The organism is Enterococcus alishanensis (assembly GCF_019218635.1).
Taxonomy (GTDB): Bacteria; Bacillota; Bacilli; order Lactobacillales; family Enterococcaceae; genus Enterococcus_A; species Enterococcus_A alishanensis.
Map to the genome: position 1 here is coordinate 76,260 of NZ_JAHUZB010000006.1, position 21,613 is coordinate 97,872.

General features: G+C 37.2%; 22 protein-coding genes. 2 read left to right on the forward strand and 20 right to left on the reverse strand.

The genetic code is table 11. The annotated features are described in order from the left end of the window. Positions 1 to 14: 14 nt before the first annotated feature. The 17 genes from KUA55_RS14095 to KUA55_RS14175 form a co-directional block, all read right to left on the reverse strand. Positions 15 to 464 carry a fructose PTS transporter subunit IIA gene (locus tag KUA55_RS14095; RefSeq protein ID WP_218327027.1) on the reverse strand — a complete coding sequence of 150 codons (450 nt, stop codon included), beginning with the start codon at positions 462 to 464 and terminating at the stop codon, positions 15 to 17. Between the two features lie 19 nt (positions 465 to 483). Continuing rightward, complete coding sequence (locus tag KUA55_RS14100; protein ID WP_218327028.1) at positions 484 to 795, reverse strand: PTS fructose transporter subunit IIB; 312 nt, start codon at positions 793 to 795, stop codon at positions 484 to 486. A gap of 12 nt (positions 796 to 807) precedes the next feature. Continuing rightward, positions 808 to 1,230 carry a PTS sugar transporter subunit IIA gene (locus tag KUA55_RS14105; RefSeq protein ID WP_218327029.1) on the reverse strand — a complete coding sequence of 141 codons (423 nt, stop codon included), beginning with the start codon at positions 1,228 to 1,230 and terminating at the stop codon, positions 808 to 810. Beyond that, positions 1,217 to 2,689, reverse strand: coding sequence for a BglG family transcription antiterminator (locus KUA55_RS14110; protein ID WP_218327030.1), 1,473 nt, complete (start codon positions 2,687 to 2,689; stop codon positions 1,217 to 1,219). The genes KUA55_RS14105 and KUA55_RS14110 overlap by 14 nt, the downstream gene beginning before the upstream one ends. Positions 2,690 to 2,838: 149 nt before the next feature. Beyond that, the gene (gene deoD, locus KUA55_RS14115) at positions 2,839 to 3,546 is read right to left on the reverse strand and encodes a purine-nucleoside phosphorylase (RefSeq protein ID WP_218327031.1); all 708 of its coding nucleotides are present in this window, start codon (positions 3,544 to 3,546) and stop codon (positions 2,839 to 2,841) included. 49 nt (positions 3,547 to 3,595) lie between these two features. Then, positions 3,596 to 4,414: a purine-nucleoside phosphorylase gene (locus KUA55_RS14120; protein ID WP_218327032.1), complete on the reverse strand. Its 819-nt coding sequence runs from the start codon at positions 4,412 to 4,414 to the stop codon at positions 3,596 to 3,598. A gap of 18 nt (positions 4,415 to 4,432) precedes the next feature. Further along, entirely contained in the window at positions 4,433 to 5,605 is a 1,173-nt protein-coding gene (gene deoB / locus KUA55_RS14125) for a phosphopentomutase (protein ID WP_218327033.1), read from the reverse strand. Between the two features lie 84 nt (positions 5,606 to 5,689). After that, the gene (locus tag KUA55_RS14130) at positions 5,690 to 6,643 is read right to left on the reverse strand and encodes an ABC transporter permease (protein ID WP_218327034.1); all 954 of its coding nucleotides are present in this window, start codon (positions 6,641 to 6,643) and stop codon (positions 5,690 to 5,692) included. Beyond that, complete coding sequence (locus KUA55_RS14135; RefSeq protein ID WP_218327035.1) at positions 6,643 to 7,785, reverse strand: ABC transporter permease; 1,143 nt, start codon at positions 7,783 to 7,785, stop codon at positions 6,643 to 6,645. The genes KUA55_RS14130 and KUA55_RS14135 overlap by 1 nt, the downstream gene beginning before the upstream one ends. After that, positions 7,778 to 9,310, reverse strand: a complete 1,533-nt coding sequence (locus KUA55_RS14140; protein ID WP_246601554.1) for an ABC transporter ATP-binding protein — start codon at positions 9,308 to 9,310, stop codon at positions 7,778 to 7,780. Before KUA55_RS14140 ends, KUA55_RS14135 begins: the two co-directional genes overlap by 8 nt. A gap of 192 nt (positions 9,311 to 9,502) precedes the next feature. Then, positions 9,503 to 10,603, reverse strand: a complete 1,101-nt coding sequence (locus KUA55_RS14145) for a BMP family lipoprotein (protein WP_218327037.1) — start codon at positions 10,601 to 10,603, stop codon at positions 9,503 to 9,505. A gap of 64 nt (positions 10,604 to 10,667) precedes the next feature. Further along, entirely contained in the window at positions 10,668 to 11,063 is a 396-nt protein-coding gene (locus KUA55_RS14150; protein WP_218327038.1) for a cytidine deaminase, read from the reverse strand. A gap of 10 nt (positions 11,064 to 11,073) precedes the next feature. Then, entirely contained in the window at positions 11,074 to 11,736 is a 663-nt protein-coding gene (gene deoC, locus KUA55_RS14155; RefSeq protein ID WP_218327039.1) for a deoxyribose-phosphate aldolase, read from the reverse strand. Between the two features lie 12 nt (positions 11,737 to 11,748). Beyond that, complete coding sequence (locus KUA55_RS14160; RefSeq protein WP_218327040.1) at positions 11,749 to 13,050, reverse strand: pyrimidine-nucleoside phosphorylase; 1,302 nt, start codon at positions 13,048 to 13,050, stop codon at positions 11,749 to 11,751. A 139-nt stretch (positions 13,051 to 13,189) separates the two neighbouring features. Beyond that, the gene (locus KUA55_RS14165; protein ID WP_218327041.1) at positions 13,190 to 14,206 is read right to left on the reverse strand and encodes a LacI family DNA-binding transcriptional regulator; all 1,017 of its coding nucleotides are present in this window, start codon (positions 14,204 to 14,206) and stop codon (positions 13,190 to 13,192) included. 95 nt (positions 14,207 to 14,301) lie between these two features. Next, the gene (locus KUA55_RS14170; protein ID WP_218327042.1) at positions 14,302 to 14,901 is read right to left on the reverse strand and encodes a class I SAM-dependent methyltransferase; all 600 of its coding nucleotides are present in this window, start codon (positions 14,899 to 14,901) and stop codon (positions 14,302 to 14,304) included. Between the two features lie 7 nt (positions 14,902 to 14,908). Next, positions 14,909 to 15,481 (reverse strand): SGNH/GDSL hydrolase family protein, encoded by a 573-nt coding sequence (locus tag KUA55_RS14175; protein WP_218327043.1) that lies wholly within the window; start codon positions 15,479 to 15,481, stop codon positions 14,909 to 14,911. A 148-nt stretch (positions 15,482 to 15,629) separates the two neighbouring features. On the opposite strand from KUA55_RS14175, the gene coaA reads away from it, so the two are divergent. Both coaA and guaA read left to right on the forward strand, forming a co-directional pair. Further along, positions 15,630 to 16,550 carry a type I pantothenate kinase gene (coaA, locus tag KUA55_RS14180; RefSeq protein WP_218327044.1) on the forward strand — a complete coding sequence of 307 codons (921 nt, stop codon included), beginning with the start codon at positions 15,630 to 15,632 and terminating at the stop codon, positions 16,548 to 16,550. Positions 16,551 to 16,610: 60 nt separating this feature from the next. Further along, positions 16,611 to 18,176, forward strand: a complete 1,566-nt coding sequence (gene guaA, locus KUA55_RS14185; RefSeq protein WP_218327045.1) for a glutamine-hydrolyzing GMP synthase — start codon at positions 16,611 to 16,613, stop codon at positions 18,174 to 18,176. Positions 18,177 to 18,253: 77 nt separating this feature from the next. Here the strand turns inward: guaA and KUA55_RS14190 are convergent, their stop codons facing one another. From KUA55_RS14190 to KUA55_RS14200, 3 genes are all read right to left on the reverse strand, one after another. Then, positions 18,254 to 19,435 (reverse strand): site-specific integrase, encoded by a 1,182-nt coding sequence (locus tag KUA55_RS14190; protein WP_218327046.1) that lies wholly within the window; start codon positions 19,433 to 19,435, stop codon positions 18,254 to 18,256. A gap of 34 nt (positions 19,436 to 19,469) precedes the next feature. Further along, positions 19,470 to 19,670: a DUF3173 domain-containing protein gene (locus KUA55_RS14195; protein WP_218327047.1), complete on the reverse strand. Its 201-nt coding sequence runs from the start codon at positions 19,668 to 19,670 to the stop codon at positions 19,470 to 19,472. Between the two features lie 1,106 nt (positions 19,671 to 20,776). After that, entirely contained in the window at positions 20,777 to 21,589 is an 813-nt protein-coding gene (locus tag KUA55_RS14200; protein WP_218327048.1) for an HNH endonuclease, read from the reverse strand. Positions 21,590 to 21,613 lie beyond the last annotated feature (24 nt).

Consider the following 21,613-nt stretch of genomic DNA (forward strand, 5'->3'; position numbering starts at 1 on the left):
GATTCCTCCAATTTTTAGACAAAGGCCGTAACGATTGCGTTTTGATCTTTGGCTTGTAATAAGTTTGCTACGACTTCATCATTACCTAATTTGCGGGCAAACATTGCTAATAATTTTAAGTGATCTTTAGCGGCTTCAACGTCATCTCCAACAGCAAATAAAATAATTCCTTTAACGCCTTTGCCATCTAAAGTTTCCCATGGAATTTCTTCGTTGTTAATACCGATTGCAACACCAACGTCTTTTACAAAAGCACTTTTTCCATGAGGAATTGCGACATAATTTCCGATTCCTGTTTGGCCTTCTGCTTCTCGCGCGTAAATATCTTTGATAAAACCTTCGATGTCGGTAATGTTGCCATTGGCCAACAATAATTCTGCTAATTCATGTAAAACTTCATCTTTAGATTTTGCATTCATATTAGTTTTCATCAAATTTTTGTTTAAAATTTCGGTCATTTCCATTTTGTTCTCCTCCTAATAATTATCCCGCAACAACTTCAGCGGCTTTCTCAATTAATTTATTTGGTGATTTTACTGCTACTTCAGTTGGTACTTGGATGATGCGTTTGCCTTCAAAACGTTCGCGACCAGAAATTTTTACATCCACTGCTAAAATCACGACGTCTGCTTCTTTAATTTGTTCATCTGACAATTCGTTTTCCACACCGATGGTTCCTTGTGTTTCTACTTGAATATCATAGCCGGCTTTTTTACCAGCGTTTTCTAATTTTTCTTGTGCGATATATGTATGGGCAATTCCCACGGTACATGCTGCTACTCCGACGATTTTCATAAATGATTCCTCCTAAATTTCTCCAACTATTTCAGTTATTTGTTTGATATGATTGGCTGCCAACAAATTTTCGACAAATTCATCATCAGCTAATTTTCGAATAAATAAAGCAATTCTTTTTTTGATTTCCACCGCTTCATTTTCTTTTAGCAAGATGGCAATCACAAATGCTACGTCTCCTTGTTTCTCCCAGTCAAAAGTTTGCTGCAACTTCACTAATAAAACTTGGCTCGTTAAAATATCAGGACTTTCAATATGGGGCAAAGCAACTTTTTCCGCCACCATAATACTGCCTAAATCCACCCGCTCTTTTAACTGTTGACTGACTTTTTCAGGCGCAGTAGTCGCAGCTTTCTGACTTAAAAACTGATAGATTTCTTGAACATTGCTAAACGTATCAACCATTGCTACTTGATATAATTTATTTTCGCTCATGATAAATCTCCTCAATTTTATTTTTCAGCCGTTCTTCATCTTCCTTTGAAAACATCGCACTAACTAATAAATTATTGATGGGCACTTGCTGATTCAAATCAATCGTGGATAAAATCAATTCCACGCCGGCATAATTTTGCGAAGTTTGATCGTAATCTCTCGTGGCCAAAACATCGACAATTTCCAACTCAGGAAACTTCTTAGCAATTTTGACTCGTAATAATTCCGAAGTTCCAATCCCAGTAGTACACATAATCAAAGTTGGAATCGGTCGCCGATCAGTTTCTAACACTCGAGCAAAGTACAACGTGATAAAACCATTTTCATCATCATTGATGGTTGCCAGTTGAAATTTTTGACTCGCTAACACTGAGACTTCTGTGACTTGCTGAAAAATATTGTCGTAGACACTTTTAATTTGGTCTAATAAGCCATTTTTCACACGGATTTGATTTTCTAAACGATTCAACATCGGTTTTATGTGATTAGCAAAATCATTGAAAAATGTTTCATTCACCATCGCAATTCCTAAACGTTTGGTCATCTCTTCCAAATAGAAATAAGTCACGTCGTTCACTTTGTCAGAAAAATGATTCTTTTTCTTATTATTCCCTTCAATTCTCGAAGAAACCAAGTATTGATAGAGATGATAAATTTCATTTTCCGGTAACGGCTCATTGATATATTTGCTAATGTTATCAATCACCGTTTCAGCAATTTTCTTTAACTCAGGATCTTTTGTCATCTCTTGTTCTTCTTCAGCCGTCACTTCTCGTTTAACAATTTGCGAAGATTTACGAGAACGACTGACTAAAATATACAAGTGAGAAAAAATATTCACGTTATAAGGATAAGGAATTTGCAATTTCATCTTGCGCAGTTGATCCAAGATATACAAAACATCATAACTATTGAAGTTTAAACTTTGATTGTTGCGCAATTCTTCAATATCAACAATGTTCATGTTTTGAATCACATCGCCAATCGCTTTGCGGATATTTTTCTCTTCTCCGACGATCGCCAACTGCCGATTTTTTCGCTCCAAAACTAAATCATACTGCGCCAACTCATTCGTCAAAATCTGTTCATCACTGGCCACCACTGAATCACCGACATAATACTCATCGAATAACTCATAAATTTTTTTCGGATGCGGTGCCGCTAATAACAAAGCTTCTAGCACGCGTTCTCTCCGTTGTTTCGGCGTGAAGTCTATTTGCTTTTCACTTTTTGCCACTGGATTGCCTAAATATTTTTCATAGTTTAGTTTAAATCCGCGACCTTTCTCAGAAAAAATCATGATGTCATCAGTGACTTCATCATTAATTTTTTTGACTAAGCGATAGACCGTTTTAGGTGAAATATCAAAATGTTGGGCAATCTCTTCCCCCGTCACAAAATCTGACTTGTTAGAAAGATACAATAATAGCTGCTTTTCGCGATTTCCTTTTTTACTCATAACTATTACTCCTTCGATGTCTTTATAATAAAGCACTTTCAAGAAAGCGTTTCACTTATAAATGTCCAATGCACTGGACATTTTTTTAGCGGACAAAAAAATACTAAGAATAATAGGTTTGTCCCCTACTACTCTTAGTATAGTTTTTTTTATTCACCAATCAATGTTTCTAAACCAACATGCATCATGTCTTTAAAGGTATTTTGGCGTTCTTCTGAAGTAGTTTCTTCACCGGTCAGCATATGATCACTAACCGTCATGATGGCTAAAGCTTGTACATCAAACTTAGCAGCTAAGTAATATAAAATCGCTGCTTCCATTTCCACACCTTTAATGCCGTAATTCGCTAAATCAAAAGTTGGTTTCAAATCATCTTTGTAGAAAGTATCTTCTGATAAAACATTTCCCACATGAGTTGTAAAACCTTGCTCTTTAGCAATATTATAAGCTCTTACCATCAAATCAAAATCAGCAATCGGGGTAAAATGGAAACCTGGAAAATGCTTAGCTACCATTGATGAACTCGTTACCGCGCCTTCAGCAATGATCAGGTCTCGCACATGAACATCTTTTGATAAAGCACCACAAGTACCTACGCGAATTAATTTTTTCACGCCATAAGATTCAATCAATTCCTGTGCATAAATTCCCGCAGAAGGCATCCCCATACCTGTTCCTTGAACAGAAACTCGTTCACCTTTATAGGTACCGGTATAACCTAACATCCCTCGCACATTATTATAAATTTTTGCATCTTCTAAAAAGTTCTCTGCAATAAATTTTGCTCGTAATGGATCTCCCGGCAATAAAATTTTATCAGCTACTTCTCCAGCTTTCGCCTCAATATGAACGCTCATCTTATTCCTCCTAAAACTATTTTTAATCATGATTTAGCTACATGATTTTTTAAAGTTCCTGCAATGTTTCTTTCACTAAGAATTTGAAATCTTCTTTTACTCTTTCAGTTGTTTCGACAACTTCTGCATGATTTAAATTAGCTTGCATTCCTGCAGCCAAGTTCGTAATACAAGAAACCCCCAAAACTTTCAAACCACTGTGAACTGCAACAATCACTTCAGCCACGGTAGACATACCCACAGCATCAGCACCCATCGTGCGAGCCATATGAATTTCAGCTGGTGTTTCATAAGTTGGCCCACTAAAGCCCATATAAACCCCTTCACGTAAATTTAAGCCCACTTTTTTGGCAGCTGCTCTAGCTACGTCTTGGTATTCTATTGTGTAAGCATGGCTCATATCAGGGAAACGAGGACCCATTTCATTATCGTTGGGACCAATTAAAGGATTTGTTCCGGTGAAATTAATATGATCATTAATCAACATTAAATTTCCTGGCTCAAAGTTTTTATTTACCCCGCCAGCTGCATTGGTTACGATTAATGAGTGAATTCCTAAAGCTGCCATCACTCGCACAGGATAAGTCACACTCTCCATTGGATAACCTTCATAAAAATGGAAGCGTCCTTGCATCGCTAAAACTTTTCTGCCTGCTAAGGTTCCATAAACCAACTGCCCTGCATGTCCTTCAACTGTTGAAATTGGGAAGTAAGGAATATCGCTATAGGCAATCTTCACCGCATCTTCAATTTCATCAGCTAATTCCCCTAAGCCAGAACCTAAAATTAAACCAAATTCAATTTCATTAACGCCTTTTTCTTGGATGTAACTGGCTGTTTGCTGCAGTTTTTCTTGTAAACTTGTCATGTAAGTCAGTCTCCTTTTTTATTTTAATAGTTTTAAGAAGCTTTCGCCATTTTCAGTTGCCGGCACATCAAAATTTTCAGCAATTGTTGCTGCAATATCAGAATAATAACCTTGTGGCAATTGTCCCTTTTCTTGCATTTTTTTGCTGTAAACTAACAATGGTACATATTCACGAGTATGATCTGTTCCAGGGAAAGTTGGATCATTCCCATGGTCAGCTGTAATTAATAATAAATCATCCTCTTCTAGTGCATCCAAAATTTCTGGAATTCTTAAATCAAAATCTTCAATCGCATGTGCATAGCCGACAACATCCCGACGATGACCATATAAAGCATCAAAATCTACTAAGTTAGTAAAACTTAAGCCTGTAAAATCTTCCTTCATGACCTTCAATAATTGATCTACTCCGTCCATGTTACTTTTCGTACGGACAGAATCCGTGATTCCTTGACCATTGAAGATATCATTAATTTTCCCTACAGCAATTACATCCTTACCATTGTCTTTCAATGAATCTAAAACAGTTTTACCAAATGGATCTAAAGCATAATCATGACGATTACTTGTCCGAGTAAAATTACCAGGTTCACCTAAGTAAGGACGGGCAATAATCCGACCAATCATATAAGGGTCATCTTTAGTGATATCTCTAGTATATTGGCAAATTCGATACAGTTCTTCTAACGGAATAATTTCTTCATGAGCAGCTATTTGCAACACTGGGTCAGCAGAAGTATAAATAATTAAATCCCCAGTTTTCATTTGTTCTTCACCATAGTCAGCAATTACTTCTGTTCCACTATAGGGTTTGTTGGCACCCATAATAATTCCTCGACCGGAAAACTCAGAAATTTTATCTAATAATTCTTGCGGAAAACCTTCAGGAAATACACGAAATGGTGTTTGAATATTTAAACCAGCAATTTCCCAATGACCAGTCATCGTGTCTTTACCAACCGAAACTTCTTCTAATTTAGTCGCATAACCGTCGTGATCAGTAATATTTTTTACACCATCTAATGGTCGGATTGAACCTAATCCAAGTTGTTCTAAATGAGGAATGTTTAGCCCCGCTTCTTTGGCAATATGACCTAAAGTATCGCTACCAACATCATTAAATTTATCAGCATCTGGTGCTTCACCAATTCCAACAGAATCCATAACTACTAAGTGCATACGCTTAAACATATTCTTCCTTCTTTCTCATTTTTATTTACAAAAAGGGCGACACTAAGCAACGCTGTCCCTTAGTCCCACCCTTAAAAACAAAACTTATTTTGATTTGATATAGTTCACACCGTCTGCTTTTGGTGCAGCGGCTTTACCTAAGAATAATACTAAAACGATAATCGTCAAAACATAAGGGGCTGATTGTAAATACACATCTGGAATTTGCGAAATCACTGGTAAATTTGATCCAGCAATACTCAAGTTTTGGGCAAAGCCGAAGAAAACAGCGGCTCCCATCGCACCTAACGGATTCCATTTACCAAAGATCATCGCAGCTAGCGAGATAAATCCTTGGCCGGCAATCGTTGTTGCGGCAAAACGTCCAGCGATTGATTGAGCGAAAACAGCACCACCCATACCACCTAAGAAACCAGAAATTAACACACCTGAATAACGTAAGGCGTAAACATTCATCCCTAAAGTATCTGCTGCTTGTGGATTTTCACCAACTGAACGTAAGCGTAAACCAAAACGTGTCTTGAAGATGACAAACCAAGCTAAAACAGAAATAGCAATTGCAAAGTAAGCCGGTAAACTAGTTGAAGCAAAGAATAAATCTCCGATTACTGGAATCTTACTTAACACAGGAATATTTGTATATCCAAATTGATGTGAAATTGTATCAGTTTGTCCTTTATTATAAAGTACTTTAATAAAGAATATTGTTAAAGGTGGTGCCAATAGATTCATCACTGTCCCACTAATAATGTGATCTGCTCGGAATGAGACAGTTGCCACTGCATGTAGTAGCGAGAATAGCATCCCTGCCAGACCACCGACTAATACTCCTAGCCAAGGCGTCCAGGCTCCAAACTGACCAGCAAAACTTAAGTTAAAGACAATCGAACTAAAGGCACCAAAAACCATAATTCCCTCTAGACCAACGTTAACGATCCCACTCCGTTCAGAGAAAACACCACCGAGGGCTGTTAAAATTAACGGTGCAGAATAAACCAATGTTTGCGTAATTAATGAACTAAGCATTTGTAAATTCATTATAATTCGCCCCCTTCTTTATTCTCATGTTCTTTCGCGGTCTCGTCCTCATTTAGAATTTCCTTAACAACGGCTTCTTCTTTTTTACCGCCAGAAACTCTAGCTAAACCTACTTGAACGATATATTTAATTGCAACGAAGAAGATAATAATTGGAATAACACTATTTGCTAATTCACTTGGTACACCAGCGAACTGCATTCCTTGACCACCCAGTTTTAAGACACTGAATAGTAAAGCCGATAACAAGATTCCGATTGAGCTACCGTTACCCAATAGCGATACGGCCATCCCGTCAAAACCAATACTAATTGAAGAACCTTGGACAAAGTAATTCATGAAGGTTCCTAACCCTTGAACCACGCCACCTAAACCAGCTAAAGTACCAGAGATAACCATCGAAATAACGATTGTCCGTTTGCTACTCATACCAGCATATTCAGAAGCAAATGGGTTCAAACCAACGGAACGAATTTCAAAACCTAAAGTTGTTCGTTTCATCAAGAACCAAACCAATACTAAGAATACTAAAGCTAAAATGAAACCTGTATTTACCCGTGAACCACCAAAAATATTTGTTAACCACTGTGCTCGAAGCGAGCCGTTGGCACCGATAATTTTGGTTACCCCTTTATTAGAAATAATATCAGGATTCATGACGTTATTAACAATGTGATTGGCTACATATAAAATCACATAGTTCATCATGATGGTAACGATAACTTCACTTGTGCCAAAGAAAGCACGTAAAACACCAGGAATTGCTGCAGCTAGCGCACCCGCTAAAGCACCAGCAATAATTGCTAATGGTAATACAATAGCTTTTGAGGTATCTGGCATGCTTAAAGCGACCCAGATACTAGCAACCCAGCCACACAATGCTTGACCTGATAGCCCGACGTTAAAGAATCCCGCTGAATTCGCTACTGAGAAGCCTAACGCTGTAAAAATCAAGGGGCCTGCGCCAACAAGAATTTCCCCAATGGACATCTTGCTCTGGAAAGCAGAGTTAAACATTGCTTGATAACCCGTTACCGGATTAAAGCCAAAGATTAACATCAATACTGCACCTAAGGCAAAACCTAAAATAACTGAAATAACTGGTACTAAAATATTTCTAATTCGCTCTTGGCGATCATTCATTTGACTCACCCGCCTTTAATTCTTTCCGTGCTTCTTCTAAACTATAACCAGCCATTAATAAACCAAGTTCGTTTTCAGAAGTCTCTTTCGGATCAACAATCCCGACAATTTCACCGGCATGAATTACAGCGATACGGTCAGATACGTTTAAAATTTCATCTAGTTCAAAACTGACTAACAGCACACCTTTATTTTTATCTCGTTGTTCGACTAATCGATTATGAATATATTCAATCGCTCCGACATCTAATCCACGAGTTGGCTGTGCCACAATTAATAAATCTGGGTCACGGTCAACTTCTCGAGCGATAATCGCTTTTTGCTGATTCCCACCTGATAATGAACCGGCAGGCGCTTTTTCACTTGTTGTACGGACGTCGTATTCTTCGATTAAACGTTTGGCGTATTTGTCAATTTCACCGTGATTTAAAACACCCATTTTACTAAATGGTGCATGATAATATGATTGCAATGTAAGATTTTCAGATAATGGCAATGGTAAAATTAATCCGTATTTGTGTCGATCTTCTGGCACGTGTCCTACACCTGTTTCGGTGATTTTACGGGGACGTTTATTAGTAATGTCTTCGCTACCTAAAGTAACTGTGCCGCTTTCTACTTTTCTCAATCCGGTGATTGCTTGAATCAGTTCGCTTTGACCATTTCCATCGATACCAGCGATTCCGACCACTTCACCACGACGAACATCTAAGCTTAGGTTTTTTACCGCTTCTAAACCACGACTTTCTTTCACTGATAAATTCTTAATCGAAAGAATAACTTCACCTGGTGTTGCAGGTATTTTATCTGTTTTAAAGGAAACTGAACGACCAACCATCATATCAGCCAATTGTTGTGAAGAAACATCTTTCACATCTACCGTCCCGATTGATTGTCCACGACGGATAACAGAACAGCGATCTGCCACTTTTTTGATTTCATCCAACTTATGGGTAATCAAGATAATTGATTTGCCTTCTTTTACTAGGCTACCCATAATTTCGATTAATTCATCAATTTCTTGTGGTGTTAATACAGCTGTCGGTTCATCAAAAATCAAGACATTGGCTCCCCGATATAAAGTTTTCAAAATCTCAACCCGTTGCTGCATACCAACTGAAATATCACGAATATAAGCATCAGGGTCTACTTGTAAACCATACTCTTCAGATAAACGTAAAATTTCCTGACGGGCTTTTTTCTTGTCTAAAATGCCCAAATGCGTCAGTTCACTACCTAAAATAATATTTTCTGTTACTGTAAAAGCTTCTACTAACATGAAATGTTGGTGAACCATCCCGATTCCTAACTGGTTCGCCTTGGTTGGACTAGAGATATCTACTTTTTGTCCATCCATCAAAATCTCACCTGAAGTTGGTTGCAATAAGCCTGACAATACGTTCATTAAGGTTGATTTCCCGGCACCATTTTCTCCTAACAGTGCATGAATTTCGCCTTTGCGAACTTTTAGATTGATATTGTCATTGGCTTTAAACGTGCCAAATTGCTTGGTGATATTGCGCATTTCAATGACATACTGTTCTTCTGTCACTATTTTTCACATCCTATCACTTTTTAGACCTGAGCAAACAGATTTACCTAAAGGGATTCTTCCCTTAGTCAAACAGTAATTACTTTACTGCTTGACTAAATAAAGAATAAGGAAAGGAGACAAAAACTGGTAAAGCTTTTGTCTCTTTTTCCAAAAGTACATAAATTATTTTCCTGGTGTTTCTGGTACTTTTACTTCACCATCAGCAACTCGTTTTTCAGCTGCGTCAACTGCAGTTTTAACATCGTCAGTTAAGAAACCATCAGTAAGTGATACCCCACCGTCTTTTAGACCATAGTTTAAGTGTTCGCCGCCAGGGAATTTATCGTTTAATGCGCGAGTAGAAATATCTTGTACTGAAGTACCTACACCTTTAAGTGTTGAAGTTAAAGTGAAGTTGCTTTCTGTACCTTCTGAATCTGTGTATTTACCATCATCTTGTTGGTCGCTATCAACACCGATAACCCAAACTTTTTCAGCTTCTGGCACTTTTTCGTTACGTGCTTTTGCTTCTGAGAAGACACCCGCACCAGTACCACCTGAAGCATGATAAATAATGTCAGCGCCATTGTCGTACATGTTAGCAGCTAGAGCTTTACCTTTTGAAGGATCTCCAAATGATGCTGCGTATTGTACATCAACAGAAATATCTTTACCTAATTCTTTAGCTGCATCAGCAACACCTTTTTCAAAACCAGCTTGGAAACGGTCGATTACTTGACCTTCTTCACCACCGACAAAACCTAGTTTATCAGTTTTAGTTGTATATGCTGCTGCAACACCCGCTAAGTAAGCTGCTTCGTTGTCTTTAAATGTTACAGAAACAACGTTGTCTTTGTCTTCGATAACTGAATCGATAATCGCAAAGTTTGTGTTTGGATTAGCATCAGCTGCTTGAGTGATTGGATCTGCTAATAGATAACCTACACCAAAGATTGTATGGAAGCCGTTTGAAACAGCTGAATCAATATTTGTTGTATATTGAGAAGCATCATTTGATTGGATATAGTCATATCCGCCAGTACCGCGACTAATGTCATGTTCTTTACCCCAAGCTTGCAGACCTTCCCACGCGCTTTGGTTAAATGATTTGTCATCTACACCACCGATATCAGTTACAATTGCCACACTGTGTTCTGCATCTGCACTGCCTGAACCGCCACCTGATGAATCAGTTCCACTGTCGTTACCTCCGCCACAAGCTCCTAGTACCAATAAAGATGCTAGTGCCACAGCGCCTAGACCAAATAATTTTGCTTTTTTCATTCCTGTAAAGCCTCCTAAATAAATTATGGTTTTTTCAACAGTCAAAAGACTGAATGAACAATATTTATAAATCCTTTTCAGTAAACATGTATGGTAAAAGTTGTTCTACGGTCATTTCTTTTTTTACCCCATGATCACCGATTAAAGTTACGGGCATCTCTGGTGCACAAAATTCTGCCATCACTTGTCGACAGGCACCACAAGGAGAAATCGCTTCTGGTGTATGTCCTGCTACTACTAAATGTGAAAACTCTCTTTCGCCTTCAGAAACAGCTTTGAAAAAAGCGGTTCTTTCAGCACAATTACTCAATCCATATGAAGCATTTTCGATATTTAGCCCTTGATATATTTTGCCATCTTTTGTTACTAAACATGCGCCTACCGGAAAATGCGAATAAGGTACATAAGCTTTATCCAGTGCTTTAACGGCTACGTCAATCCATTCTTGTTTCGCTGTCATCTTTTATCTCCTAATAACCTGAACCAGATAATCCGTTCATGATCGCAACTCCGGAGCTAGCACCTAAGCGTGTTGCACCAGCTTCGATCATTGCCAAAGCTTCTTCTGCATTATGGATACCACCAGAAGCTTTCACACCCATCTCAGGGCCAACAGTCGCTCTCATTAATTTTACATCATCAATTGTTGCACCACCAGTTGAGAAGCCTGTTGAAGTCTTAACAAAGTCAGCACCAGCTACTTTAGCTAATTGACTTGCTTTGATTTTTTCTTCATGGTTTAACAAACTAGTTTCAATAATAACTTTTACTAAAGCTTTATCTTTAGCTACCGCCACCACAGCTTCAATATCTTTTTGAACTTTATCATAATCTTGATCTTTTAAAGCACCGATATTGATTACCATGTCAACTTCATCTGCGCCATTTTCAATGGCATCGTTGGCTTCAAACGCTTTTGTTGCAGTTGTGTTGGCACCTAAAGGAAAGCCGATTACTGTACATACAGCCACTGGTTCACCTTTTAATTCTTTGGCTGCTAGTTCAACCCATGTTGGATTTAAACAAACAGAATAAAAACGGTATTTCTTTGCTTCTTCGATAATTTTTAACACTTCAGCTTTGGTTGCATCTGCCTTTAACAACGTGTGGTCAATCATGCGATTTAATTCCATAAAAACGATCCCCTATTCTGTAATAATTGCATGAATCAATGTTGGCTCAGTGAACTGGTCGCTAATTTTAATGTTGTCATATAGCAATTCTTTCACGTTCTCGACATTTTCTTCATTTGCATAAATTGTCAGCAAGCTTTCTCCTGCTGCAACTTTGTCACCAATTTTTTTGTGAAGCTTAATACCCACAGCATGATCAATCGCATCTTCTTTGGTTTTACGACCAGCACCCAGTAACATAGCTGCGATCCCAATTTCATTTGCGACTAACTCTTCTACATAGCCAGACATTTTTGCTGGCAAGGCAATTTCATATTTTGCTGTTAATAGTTTTTCTGGTTGATCGATTACAGTTACGTCTCCACCTTGATCTATCACCATTTCACGGAATTTTTCTAAAGCTTTACCTGACGCTAAAGCTTCTTCCAACATTTTTCTAGCATCTTCTAGGCTGCTTGCTTGCTTGGCCAGTACGACCATCTGACTGCCTAAGACGTAGCACATCTCAGTTAAATCTTCTGGACCTTGACCTTTCAAAGTATCGATTGCTTCAACAATCTCAAGACTATTTCCAATCGCTTCACCCAAAGGCTCTGACATATCAGAAATTACCGCCATTGTCTGACGGCCAGCTAGATGACCAATTCTTACCATGGTTTTGGCTAAGCGTTTGGCATCCTCAATATTTTTCATAAAGGCGCCTTCACCAGTTGTCACATCTAAGACAATTGCATCCGCACCCGCCGCAATTTTTTTACTCATGATCGAGCTGGCAATAAGTGGAATTGAATCCACAGTCGCAGTCACATCTCTTAATGCATATAATTTTTTGTCTGCCGGTGCGAGATTTCCAGACTGACCAATGACTGCTACTTTACTTTTATTTACAATATCAATAAATTCTTGTTCAGATAATTCAATCTTGAATCCTGGAATCGATTCAAACTTATCTAAAGTTCCTCCGGTAAAACCTAACCCACGACCTGACATCTTAGCAACTGGGACACCGACACTAGCAACGAGTGGCGCTAAAACTAAAGTCGTCGTGTCACCTACACCACCTGTTGAATGTTTATCTACTTTGATTCCTTCAATTGAGGACAAGTCAATAATTTCTCCAGAATTTGCCATTGCCATTGTTAATGAAGTAATCTCTTCATCAGTCATATCTTGATAAAATATTGCCATCAACAAGGCGCTCATTTGATAATCAGGAATTGATTCCTCGGTATAACCCGAAATAATAAAATCAATTTCTTCTTTGGTTAAGGTCTGTCCGTCACGTTTTTTTTCGATCAAGTCAACCATTCTCATTTTATAAATCCTCCAAACTTAGTGACATTATACAACAAAAACGCAAAAGGTAAACCACTTTAGTAAAACAGTTTACTAAAGAACAAAGCGCTTTCGGAAAACGCTAACAACGTTATTGTATAGAGGGCTAGGTGATTTGTCAAGCCTCATCTAATTTTTTTACACTCTCACGAATAATTAATTTAGTTCGAAAGATTTTATTCGGAATTCGCTGTGAAGGGAAATTAATCGCATCTACTAAAAACTTTGCAGCTGAAAAACCAATTTCGAAACTTGGTTGAAAAACCGTTGTCAAAGGTGGAACCATATATTCACTAATTTCTAATCCATCGAAACCAACCACTGAAATATCTTCAGGAATTTTCAAACCAGCTTCATAAATTGCTTGATAAGCACCAATCGCCATTTCATCATTGCCGCAAAAAATAGCAGTAATTTCTTTATTTTTTAAAACTTCTCTGGCAGCGTGATAACCACCTTCAATAGTTAAATTACCTGTCGCAACATAACTTTTCTTGAAGGGTAATTGATTTTCAAAAATAACTTGCTTATATGCATTTTCCCGTTCAGAAAGCTGGTAATAGCCTTCATTTTCTTTTAGCATACCGATATGGCGATGTCCTTGTTTAACTAACATACGAACCACTTCTTGTGCTCCGGCATATTCTTCCACCAACAGTTGTCCCCAATCACGGTCATTAAAACCACGGTCAATTAAAACCACTGGATGATTACGATAAAATTCACTATCTAAAGCTTGCTCCGGTGACAATTTATGCGGCGTTGCAATTAAAATACCGTCCACCGAACGATGAGATAATTCGTTCAATAACAATCTTTCTTGTTCACGATCATGACGGGAATTGCACAAAATGATCATGTAGCCTAAAGGATTTAAATAACTTTCCACCCCTTCAATCACTTTCGAGAAAAAAAAGTCAGTCACATCTGGAACAATCATGCCAATTGTCTTAGAATGACGGTTAATTAAATTAGCCGCAAAAAAATCGGGTTTGTAATCATATTCTTCAACGATATCCAAAACTTTCCGGCGTGTCTTCTCGCTAAAGCGATTACCTTTATTATTTAAAATTTGCGAAACAGTGGTGACAGAGACGCCTGCCAATTCAGCAATTTTTTTAATTGTGATTTTCATAGGGGACCTCCTTTGCTTTTCGTCATCAGTTTAGCAAAGCTATCTACGATTTGAAAGCCTTTTTTTACACAAAAATAAGGGCAGCTAAGCTACCCTCATTCCTTGATACTTTTTAAAATAAAATAACCCTTATCTTTAGCAATTGTTTCGACATTTCCAAATACTTCAGCCATTTTATTTTTGGCGCTAGGCGCCCCTTGTTTTTTTTGAATCACAATAGTCAAGCTGCCTTGCGGTTTTAATAAATCAAAGGCCCCGCTTAAAATTTCGTGGACTACTTTTTTTCCGGCACGAATTGGTGGATTGCTAATAATTGCAGCATATTCTTTTTGGTGTAAATCGGCATAGATATTGGATTGATGAATATCTGCAGTCAGTTGATTTTTTTCAGCATTTTGTTTTGCTAGTTCGATTGCTCGATTATTTACATCAATCATTTCTACCGGAAGTTTTGTATCATAGACCAAAGCTAAACCGATTGGACCATAACCGCAACCAACGTCTAAAATAGTACCTGCTGGTAATTCGTTAGCATCAAAAGATTCAATCAATAAACGTGAACCAAAATCGACAGTTTCGCGGGAAAAAACACCACTATCCGTTACAAATTGAAATTCTTTTCCTAATAATGGAAATGACCAATACTTTAATTGATGCTCTGTTTCGGGATTTTCTGAATAATAATGATTTGTCATAAAATTTTTATCCTAATAATTTATTTTTTATATCACGGGCAATTAAGGCACCGATAAAATCATAACCTTCTTCTGATGGATGCAAGCCATCACTACCTAAAAATTCAGTTGGCACCGGATAAACGGTCATATGATGATATAAATCAATCATATTCACACCCATTTCTCCAGCAGCCTCTTTAAGCGCAGCAACATATTCTTGTTGTCGTTGATTATTGCCATCGGCACAAACTTGCTCATCGACATAACTTGGTGAAAGTATAATAACTTTTTCTGCTGGAAATTTTCCAATAATTTGTTTCATCGTCTTAGCATATTCTTCAGGCGTGGCACTTTGATTTAATGAATCATTTGAACCCAACATGATAGCAACAAAATCTGGGTTTTCTGCCACTGCTTGATCTACTCGATTCAAACCTTCTGCTGAAGTTTCTCCTGGAACACCTAAATTAACGATTTGATAGCCAGGAAAGCCCATGCCAGTTAATTCTTTAATAGTAATTTCGTCTAGCATATTGGTACTGGCACCTTCATAATAGCCTGCTGCCAAACTGTCACCGAATAACACAATCTTTTTCATCGTTACGCCTCCTAGAAATTTACTTTAATGATACCATGAAATGAAAAAAATCAAAGCGTCGACTCTCTCAGTATTTTTTCTGAATCAGTCGGCAAAGTTCGGCGTTTTATGATAAAATAAGCCCAGTATTCGAAGTTAGGAGAAGCAAATGAATGGAAAAGGTAATTACTATCAAATTCCCCGTGAAAAATGGCAAGATTTTTATTCTGGCGACACGCCCTTAACACAAGAAGAACTAGATAGTATTAAAAGTTTAAATGACCGGATTTCTATGCAAGATGTAGCGGATGTGTACATTCCTTTATGTCATCTGATTCATCTATACATGAAAGATTTTGAGTCGTTGACTTTAAGTAAAGGTTTATTTTTACATCGTTACGTAAAAGTTCCACCATTTATTATTGGGATTGCCGGTAGTGTAGCCGTCGGAAAAAGTACAACAGCACGCTTGCTGCAAACTTTGTTAGACCGACTCTTTCCCCATAGTTCTGTCCAGTTGATTACAACTGATGGCTTCTTGTACCCTAATGCAGAGCTGGAGAAAAAAGGCATCATGGATCGTAAAGGATTTCCTGAAAGCTATGATATGGAAAAACTAATTGATTTCTTGAATGCAGTAAAATCTGGCGAAAAGAATATCGAAATTCCGAAATATTCCCATAACGTCTATGACATTATTGAAGACGAAGTGGAAATCATTGACCAACCAGACATTTTAATTGTTGAAGGGATCAATACTTTACAATTGCCAGCTAACCAACAAATCTATGTTAGTGACTTTTTTGATTTTTCAATTTTTGTAGATGCAAAACCTTCATTAATTGAAAAATGGTATTTGGAACGCTTTGAATCATTGTTGGATACAGCTTTTCAAGACCCTACCAATTACTATTATGAATATGCGATTGGTGACCGCAAAGAAGCCTTAGCTATGGCTGAAGGCGTTTGGCAAAATGTCAATTTGAAAAATCTGATGGAATACATCCTACCGACACGTGGTCGAGCAGACGTGATTCTCCATAAGACGATTCATCATAATATTGATGAGATTTTTATTCGGAAGTACTAAACTTTGCAAAAGAGCATCTGCTTTTTTAGATAAAATAATGAAAGAATAGAGGTAATAACTGTGACGAACGTTTCCGCAGAAATGACAGACGTTGAAAAAATTATTGTACTAGATTACGGTAGCCAATATAACCAATTGATTACGCGCCGCATCCGTGAATTTGGCGTTTTTTCTGAACTACTAAGCCATCGGATTACTGCAACTGAAGTCAAAGCTATGAATCCTAAAGGTATCATCTTATCTGGTGGTCCTAATAGTGTTTATGACGAAGGAGCTTTTTCAATTGATCCAGAAATCTTTGAACTAGGCATTCCTGTTTTAGGTATTTGTTACGGCATGCAACTGATTACTTATCAATTAGGTGGAAAAGTTGAACCCGCTAAAAACCGTGAATACGGAAAAGCAACTTTAGAAGTATTAGACCAAGAAGCTGTTTTATTTGCCGGCACACCAAAAGAACAAACTGTTTGGATGAGCCACGGTGATTTAGTCACAGAAGTCCCAACTGGATTTGAGACAGTCGCAACTTCTATTGATTGTCCTATCGCTTCAATTCAAGATACTAAACGCAACTTTTATGGTATCCAATACCACGCTGAAGTTCGTCATTCAGAATATGGAAATGAATTATTACGCCACTTTGCTTTTGACGTTTGTCACTGTAAAGGCGACTGGAGTATGGATAACTTTATCGACATGCAAATCGCAAAAATCCGTGAACAAGTCGGCGATAAAAAAGTCTTATTAGGCTTATCTGGCGGCGTGGATTCAAGTGTTGTTGGTGTCCTTTTACAAAAAGCCATTGGTGATCAATTAACTTCTATTTTCGTTGACCATGGTTTATTACGTAAAAATGAAGGCGACCAAGTAATGGAAAGTCTAGGCGGAAAATTCGGCTTAAACATCATTAAAGTCGACGCGAAAAAACGCTTTATGGACAAACTTGCTGGTGTTTCTGATCCAGAAACTAAACGCAAAATTATCGGTAACGAATTTGTTTATGTCTTTGATGATGAAGCAACAAAATTAGCTAAAGATGGCGTTGGTTTCTTAGCACAAGGAACTCTTTATACCGATGTCATTGAATCTGGTACCGAAACTGCCCAAACCATTAAATCTCACCATAACGTTGGTGGATTACCAGAAGATATGCAATTTGAATTAATCGAACCTTTAAATACTTTGTTTAAAGATGAAGTCCGCGAGCTAGGAACACAACTTGGCATGCCTGACGAAATCGTTTGGCGCCAACCTTTCCCTGGCCCAGGCTTAGGTATTCGAGTAATCGGTGATTTAACTGAAGAAAAACTAGAAATCGTTCGTGAATCAGATTGGATTTTACGAGAAGAAATTGCTAAAGCTGGACTTGACCGTGACATCTGGCAATACTTTACTGTCTTACCAGGCATTCGTTCTGTGGGTGTTATGGGCGATGGTCGAACTTATGATTATACAATCGGTATCCGCGCAGTCACTTCAATCGATGGGATGACAGCTGACTTTGCTAGAATTCCTTGGGATGTCTTACAAAAAATTTCCGTGCGAATCGTTAACGAAGTCGATCACGTGAATCGGATTGTGTATGATATTACGAGTAAGCCACCTGCAACTGTGGAGTGGGAATAATAGCAGGAGAGCTTGAAATCCTTTATACATAAGGGTTTCAAGCTCTTTTTTTGCAAATCATTGCACCGGGATTGCACCTAATTTTTCTGATTTAAAAATCCTACGGTATGTTGATTGCTTGGTGAGTGGTCGAGGTTTGTTATTGAATGACTCATTTGAATAACGCCTTTTAGTTTTGAAGCTACTTCAAAATTACTGTTTGGATACAAATGCCCGTATGTTCCTAGAGTTGTTTCGATATCTTCATGTCCCAGTCGATCTTTAATAATTAAGGGATTCTCGCCCATTTGAATCAATAGTGACGCATGAGATTGTCTCAAGGCATGAATTTTAATCCGATGAACACCAGCTAATTTTGCATAGCGAGTAATGGCATAGCTAATCGTATGATTTTGCGTGGGTTCGCCATTATAACTCATGACAAAACCACTTGGTGCAACATTTTGCTGTACCTTTCGCCATTCTTTTAAGATTGACAAGGTGTCTTCTTCCAAAACAATATGTCGATTGCTAGCTTTTGTTTTCGGCTCCACAAACTCATAGTGTTGCAGATTTTTATAAAACAACGTCTTATCAATTTTCAAAACCGCTGTCTTAAAATTAATATCCTCCCACTGAACGGCAGTTGCCTCACCAATCCGTAAACCAGTCATAAACAAAAACCACAGAGACACATACAGAAAGTGTTGATAATAATCTTCCTTGTAAATACATGAAATGACCTTCTCAAACTCTTCCTTCGTCCAAAATTCAATCTTAGTCTTTTGCTTCTTGACATTTCCGATAATTTTCGAGGCATTCTTCTGAGTCAAACCTAATAAAATGGCTTTATCCATTGCCAAAGAAAAAATTCCTTGAACATTTCGGATATACGATACCCTCAATGTCTTAAATAATTGTGATTGCCAATTCTGAACATGAATAGGTTCAATTTTATCCACTGGCATCTTATAAAAGTAGGAGAAGTGCTTTTTGATTGAATGCAGCCGATTTTCATAGGTTCGGATTTTCACTTGTGACTTATACCAAGGTAAAAAGATTTCTTCGATATAATCTTTAAACAACATGCTAGTTGGTGTGACTTCAGAGGCCGTTTCAGGCTCTTCAAGCAACAATTTGGAATAGACTCCCCTTGCTTCTTTCTGAGTCTTAAAACCGCTCCGATACTTCTGAATTTTCTTGCCATTGATATCATAGCCAAGATTCGCTCTAAAATAGTACAAGCTATTTTTATCTTTTTTAATCGCATCATTACTCATTGTCTTTACTCCTCACGAATCGTCAGCGTAAAAACTAATCGTCGTTGTCGGAATCGGCCAACTGGATATCAAGAATTTCTTCCACGGCTCCTACAGGTACACGGTCTAGTTTTTTCGAGCTGTAATAGACGTGCCCTTTTTGAATCATTAATTCTTTCGCTTTTTTAATAATATCTGCCGCAAAAGAATTGCCATATCCAAGCTGCACCAAATCTTTTTTTGTAACTGTAATCATTGGACTCCTTTCCATGCAGATTAAAACTTCAATATTCACCTCTGATTATAATAGGTCTTTTGACTCCGTCTCAATCTGCATAAAGCACCTTATTATTTTTTTAGTTATCTGGTTCCTATTAAATTTTAAATACACTATTGTAAAATGACACACCAAATAAGCTTTCATCCATCATTTAGAACTTCTCAAATACTTTCTTCTCGTTTGTTAGAGTCTTTAGAGCTAGTTCTAAGGAAACATAGGGATTTCACCTCCCCTCAGTCCTCGAGGAGCTTTGCAGAAGTATCATTATCACTCAAAATCATCTTGGCATTCACTAACTAGCAATTAGTGGGAAGAGATCATGTATTGCTCCTTCAATCTTTTGATTAAATTCATGGCGCTGAAACTCTATTTTTGCTCTTATTTTGAGAGGTTTGCTCTAACAAATGTATTCAGTTTTCAAGGAACATTTTTGTTGCTCATAACTTAAATATCCACGAAGTCGGAAAATGAAACCAAAATAGCGGAAATTTTTCTATTTTAACTCACCTTTTATAAAAATCTTAAGAAAGTGATGTTAAAACTCAATCTACTGAAAAAAGAAACTTTAATAGATTAAGCTAGCTTAACTTCCCCTATACTAATACCAGCAATTTAAGTGACTAAAAAAGACACAGAAAACGAAATTTTCTTTTAATTTTTTTCCAAATGCGTTGAAAAGCAGTAAAGAATACAGGACTATCTCTGTTCTTTCTTAATATCATTTATGTTTTCGAATTAGTTTGATTGTCACTATTTTCCTCTTCATCTATAACAAACAATCCGAAAGGTCAAAAAAGACACGGAATTTTGAATTTTTTTTAAATTCTTTGAGAAACCTAATTTATTTTAATATGAAAAACTTTTCGAATTAAAACAAGATGAACTAACTAATCAATAGCAGAAAATCTGATACTAGCAGAAAGATAATTTTATAAACAAAAATAGCTACTTCTCACTTTATAAAATGTGAAAAGTAGCTTGGCTGTTACTCCAAATTATTGGAATATATGTTACCTTAAGTCTTTAATTAATGAAAGCTTATTCATGAAAAATACAATCCATATAAAAACTTGTACATAATATTAAACCACTCCATAAAAACTCAAAAGTAATTTTTGATTGATTTCAATACCATGTTGCTGATATGTTGTCTCACGATCTTTAAGTAACTTAGTGATTGCTGTCGCACGTTCTTGATAGCTTCCAAGATGAACTAACCTGTGACAATTCGGACATAAAGTTATGACATTGTCTGTAAAATCCAGTGTATACTGATAATAGTCTTGGACTGCCATCGGTACTAAATGATGCACTTCTACAAAGTTTTTACCATCTGCTTGTGAAATAAAAGTTCGATGTCTTCGATTGAGCTCACAGGACCAATTGCTTCTGATCTTAGCTAAATAACTAACGTGTGGACTTCTGGGATAACTTTCATTTTTTTGATACAATATTTTTTTTGGCCGTTCCAAATTATCAACTTGAAATTCTTTGATTTCCTCAGATATAAGAATTTCATCCGCAACAGTTAATGATGCAAGATTAAAGTTTAAACGGTCATCAGCAAATTCTTCCTTCCTTGTTTGCTTCCTTGTTAGATAGGCAGAAAAACAATTAATCGTTGCACTATAGAAATTATGTTCTTCTCGATTAAAGGTTGTAAAATCTTTCAAATTTTCAACTACCATGATTTTTTTTAATGCTACAAAAGAATCTAAAGGTCCAAAATCCTCTTGGAAAATTTCTTCGTATAATACAGTTAAATATAGCAGAAAACGAGCATAGTGCGCTCCTTTACTCGAAGTTTTTTTGACTTTTCCGTTTTCAACAGATAACTTTTCAGCGAATGCTCTGTAATCTTGTAAAATTGAAAAGTATCGTTCTTTATTTCGCAAAACATGTGGCTCTTTTGAAAATAC

Excerpts from the sequence above, each read along its gene's own strand:
- KUA55_RS14195 (WP_218327047.1), bottom strand. The coding sequence starts at position 19,670 with ATGATTACAGTTACAAAAAAAGATTTGGTGCAGCTTGGATATGGCAAT.
- KUA55_RS14145 (WP_218327037.1), bottom strand. The coding sequence starts at position 10,603 with ATGAAAAAAGCAAAATTATTTGGTCTAGGCGCTGTGGCACTAGCATCT.
- KUA55_RS14140 (WP_246601554.1), bottom strand. The coding sequence starts at position 9,310 with ATGCGCAATATCACCAAGCAATTTGGCACGTTTAAAGCCAATGACAAT.
- deoB (WP_218327033.1), bottom strand. The coding sequence starts at position 5,605 with ATGTTTAAGCGTATGCACTTAGTAGTTATGGATTCTGTTGGAATTGGT.
- KUA55_RS14170 (WP_218327042.1), bottom strand. The coding sequence starts at position 14,901 with ATGACAAATCATTATTATTCAGAAAATCCCGAAACAGAGCATCAATTA.
- KUA55_RS14095 (WP_218327027.1), bottom strand. The coding sequence starts at position 464 with ATGGAAATGACCGAAATTTTAAACAAAAATTTGATGAAAACTAATATG.
- KUA55_RS14105 (WP_218327029.1), bottom strand. The coding sequence starts at position 1,230 with ATGAGCGAAAATAAATTATATCAAGTAGCAATGGTTGATACGTTTAGC.
- KUA55_RS14150 (WP_218327038.1), bottom strand. The coding sequence starts at position 11,063 with ATGACAGCGAAACAAGAATGGATTGACGTAGCCGTTAAAGCACTGGAT.
- KUA55_RS14165 (WP_218327041.1), bottom strand. The coding sequence starts at position 14,206 with ATGAAAATCACAATTAAAAAAATTGCTGAATTGGCAGGCGTCTCTGTC.
- KUA55_RS14160 (WP_218327040.1), bottom strand. The coding sequence starts at position 13,050 with ATGAGAATGGTTGACTTGATCGAAAAAAAACGTGACGGACAGACCTTA.
- KUA55_RS14120 (WP_218327032.1), bottom strand. The coding sequence starts at position 4,414 with ATGACAAGTTTACAAGAAAAACTGCAGCAAACAGCCAGTTACATCCAA.
- deoC (WP_218327039.1), bottom strand. The coding sequence starts at position 11,736 with ATGGAATTAAATCGCATGATTGACCACACGTTGTTAAAGGCAGATGCA.
- KUA55_RS14135 (WP_218327035.1), bottom strand. The coding sequence starts at position 7,785 with ATGAATGATCGCCAAGAGCGAATTAGAAATATTTTAGTACCAGTTATT.
- deoD (WP_218327031.1), bottom strand. The coding sequence starts at position 3,546 with ATGAGCGTTCATATTGAGGCGAAAGCTGGAGAAGTAGCTGATAAAATT.
- KUA55_RS14130 (WP_218327034.1), bottom strand. The coding sequence starts at position 6,643 with ATGAATTTACAAATGCTTAGTTCATTAATTACGCAAACATTGGTTTAT.
- KUA55_RS14190 (WP_218327046.1), bottom strand. The coding sequence starts at position 19,435 with ATGAGTAATGATGCGATTAAAAAAGATAAAAATAGCTTGTACTATTTT.
- KUA55_RS14175 (WP_218327043.1), bottom strand. The coding sequence starts at position 15,481 with ATGAAAAAGATTGTGTTATTCGGTGACAGTTTGGCAGCAGGCTATTAT.
- coaA (WP_218327044.1), top strand. The coding sequence starts at position 15,630 with ATGAATGGAAAAGGTAATTACTATCAAATTCCCCGTGAAAAATGGCAA.
- KUA55_RS14100 (WP_218327028.1), bottom strand. The coding sequence starts at position 795 with ATGAAAATCGTCGGAGTAGCAGCATGTACCGTGGGAATTGCCCATACA.
- KUA55_RS14110 (WP_218327030.1), bottom strand. The coding sequence starts at position 2,689 with ATGAGTAAAAAAGGAAATCGCGAAAAGCAGCTATTATTGTATCTTTCT.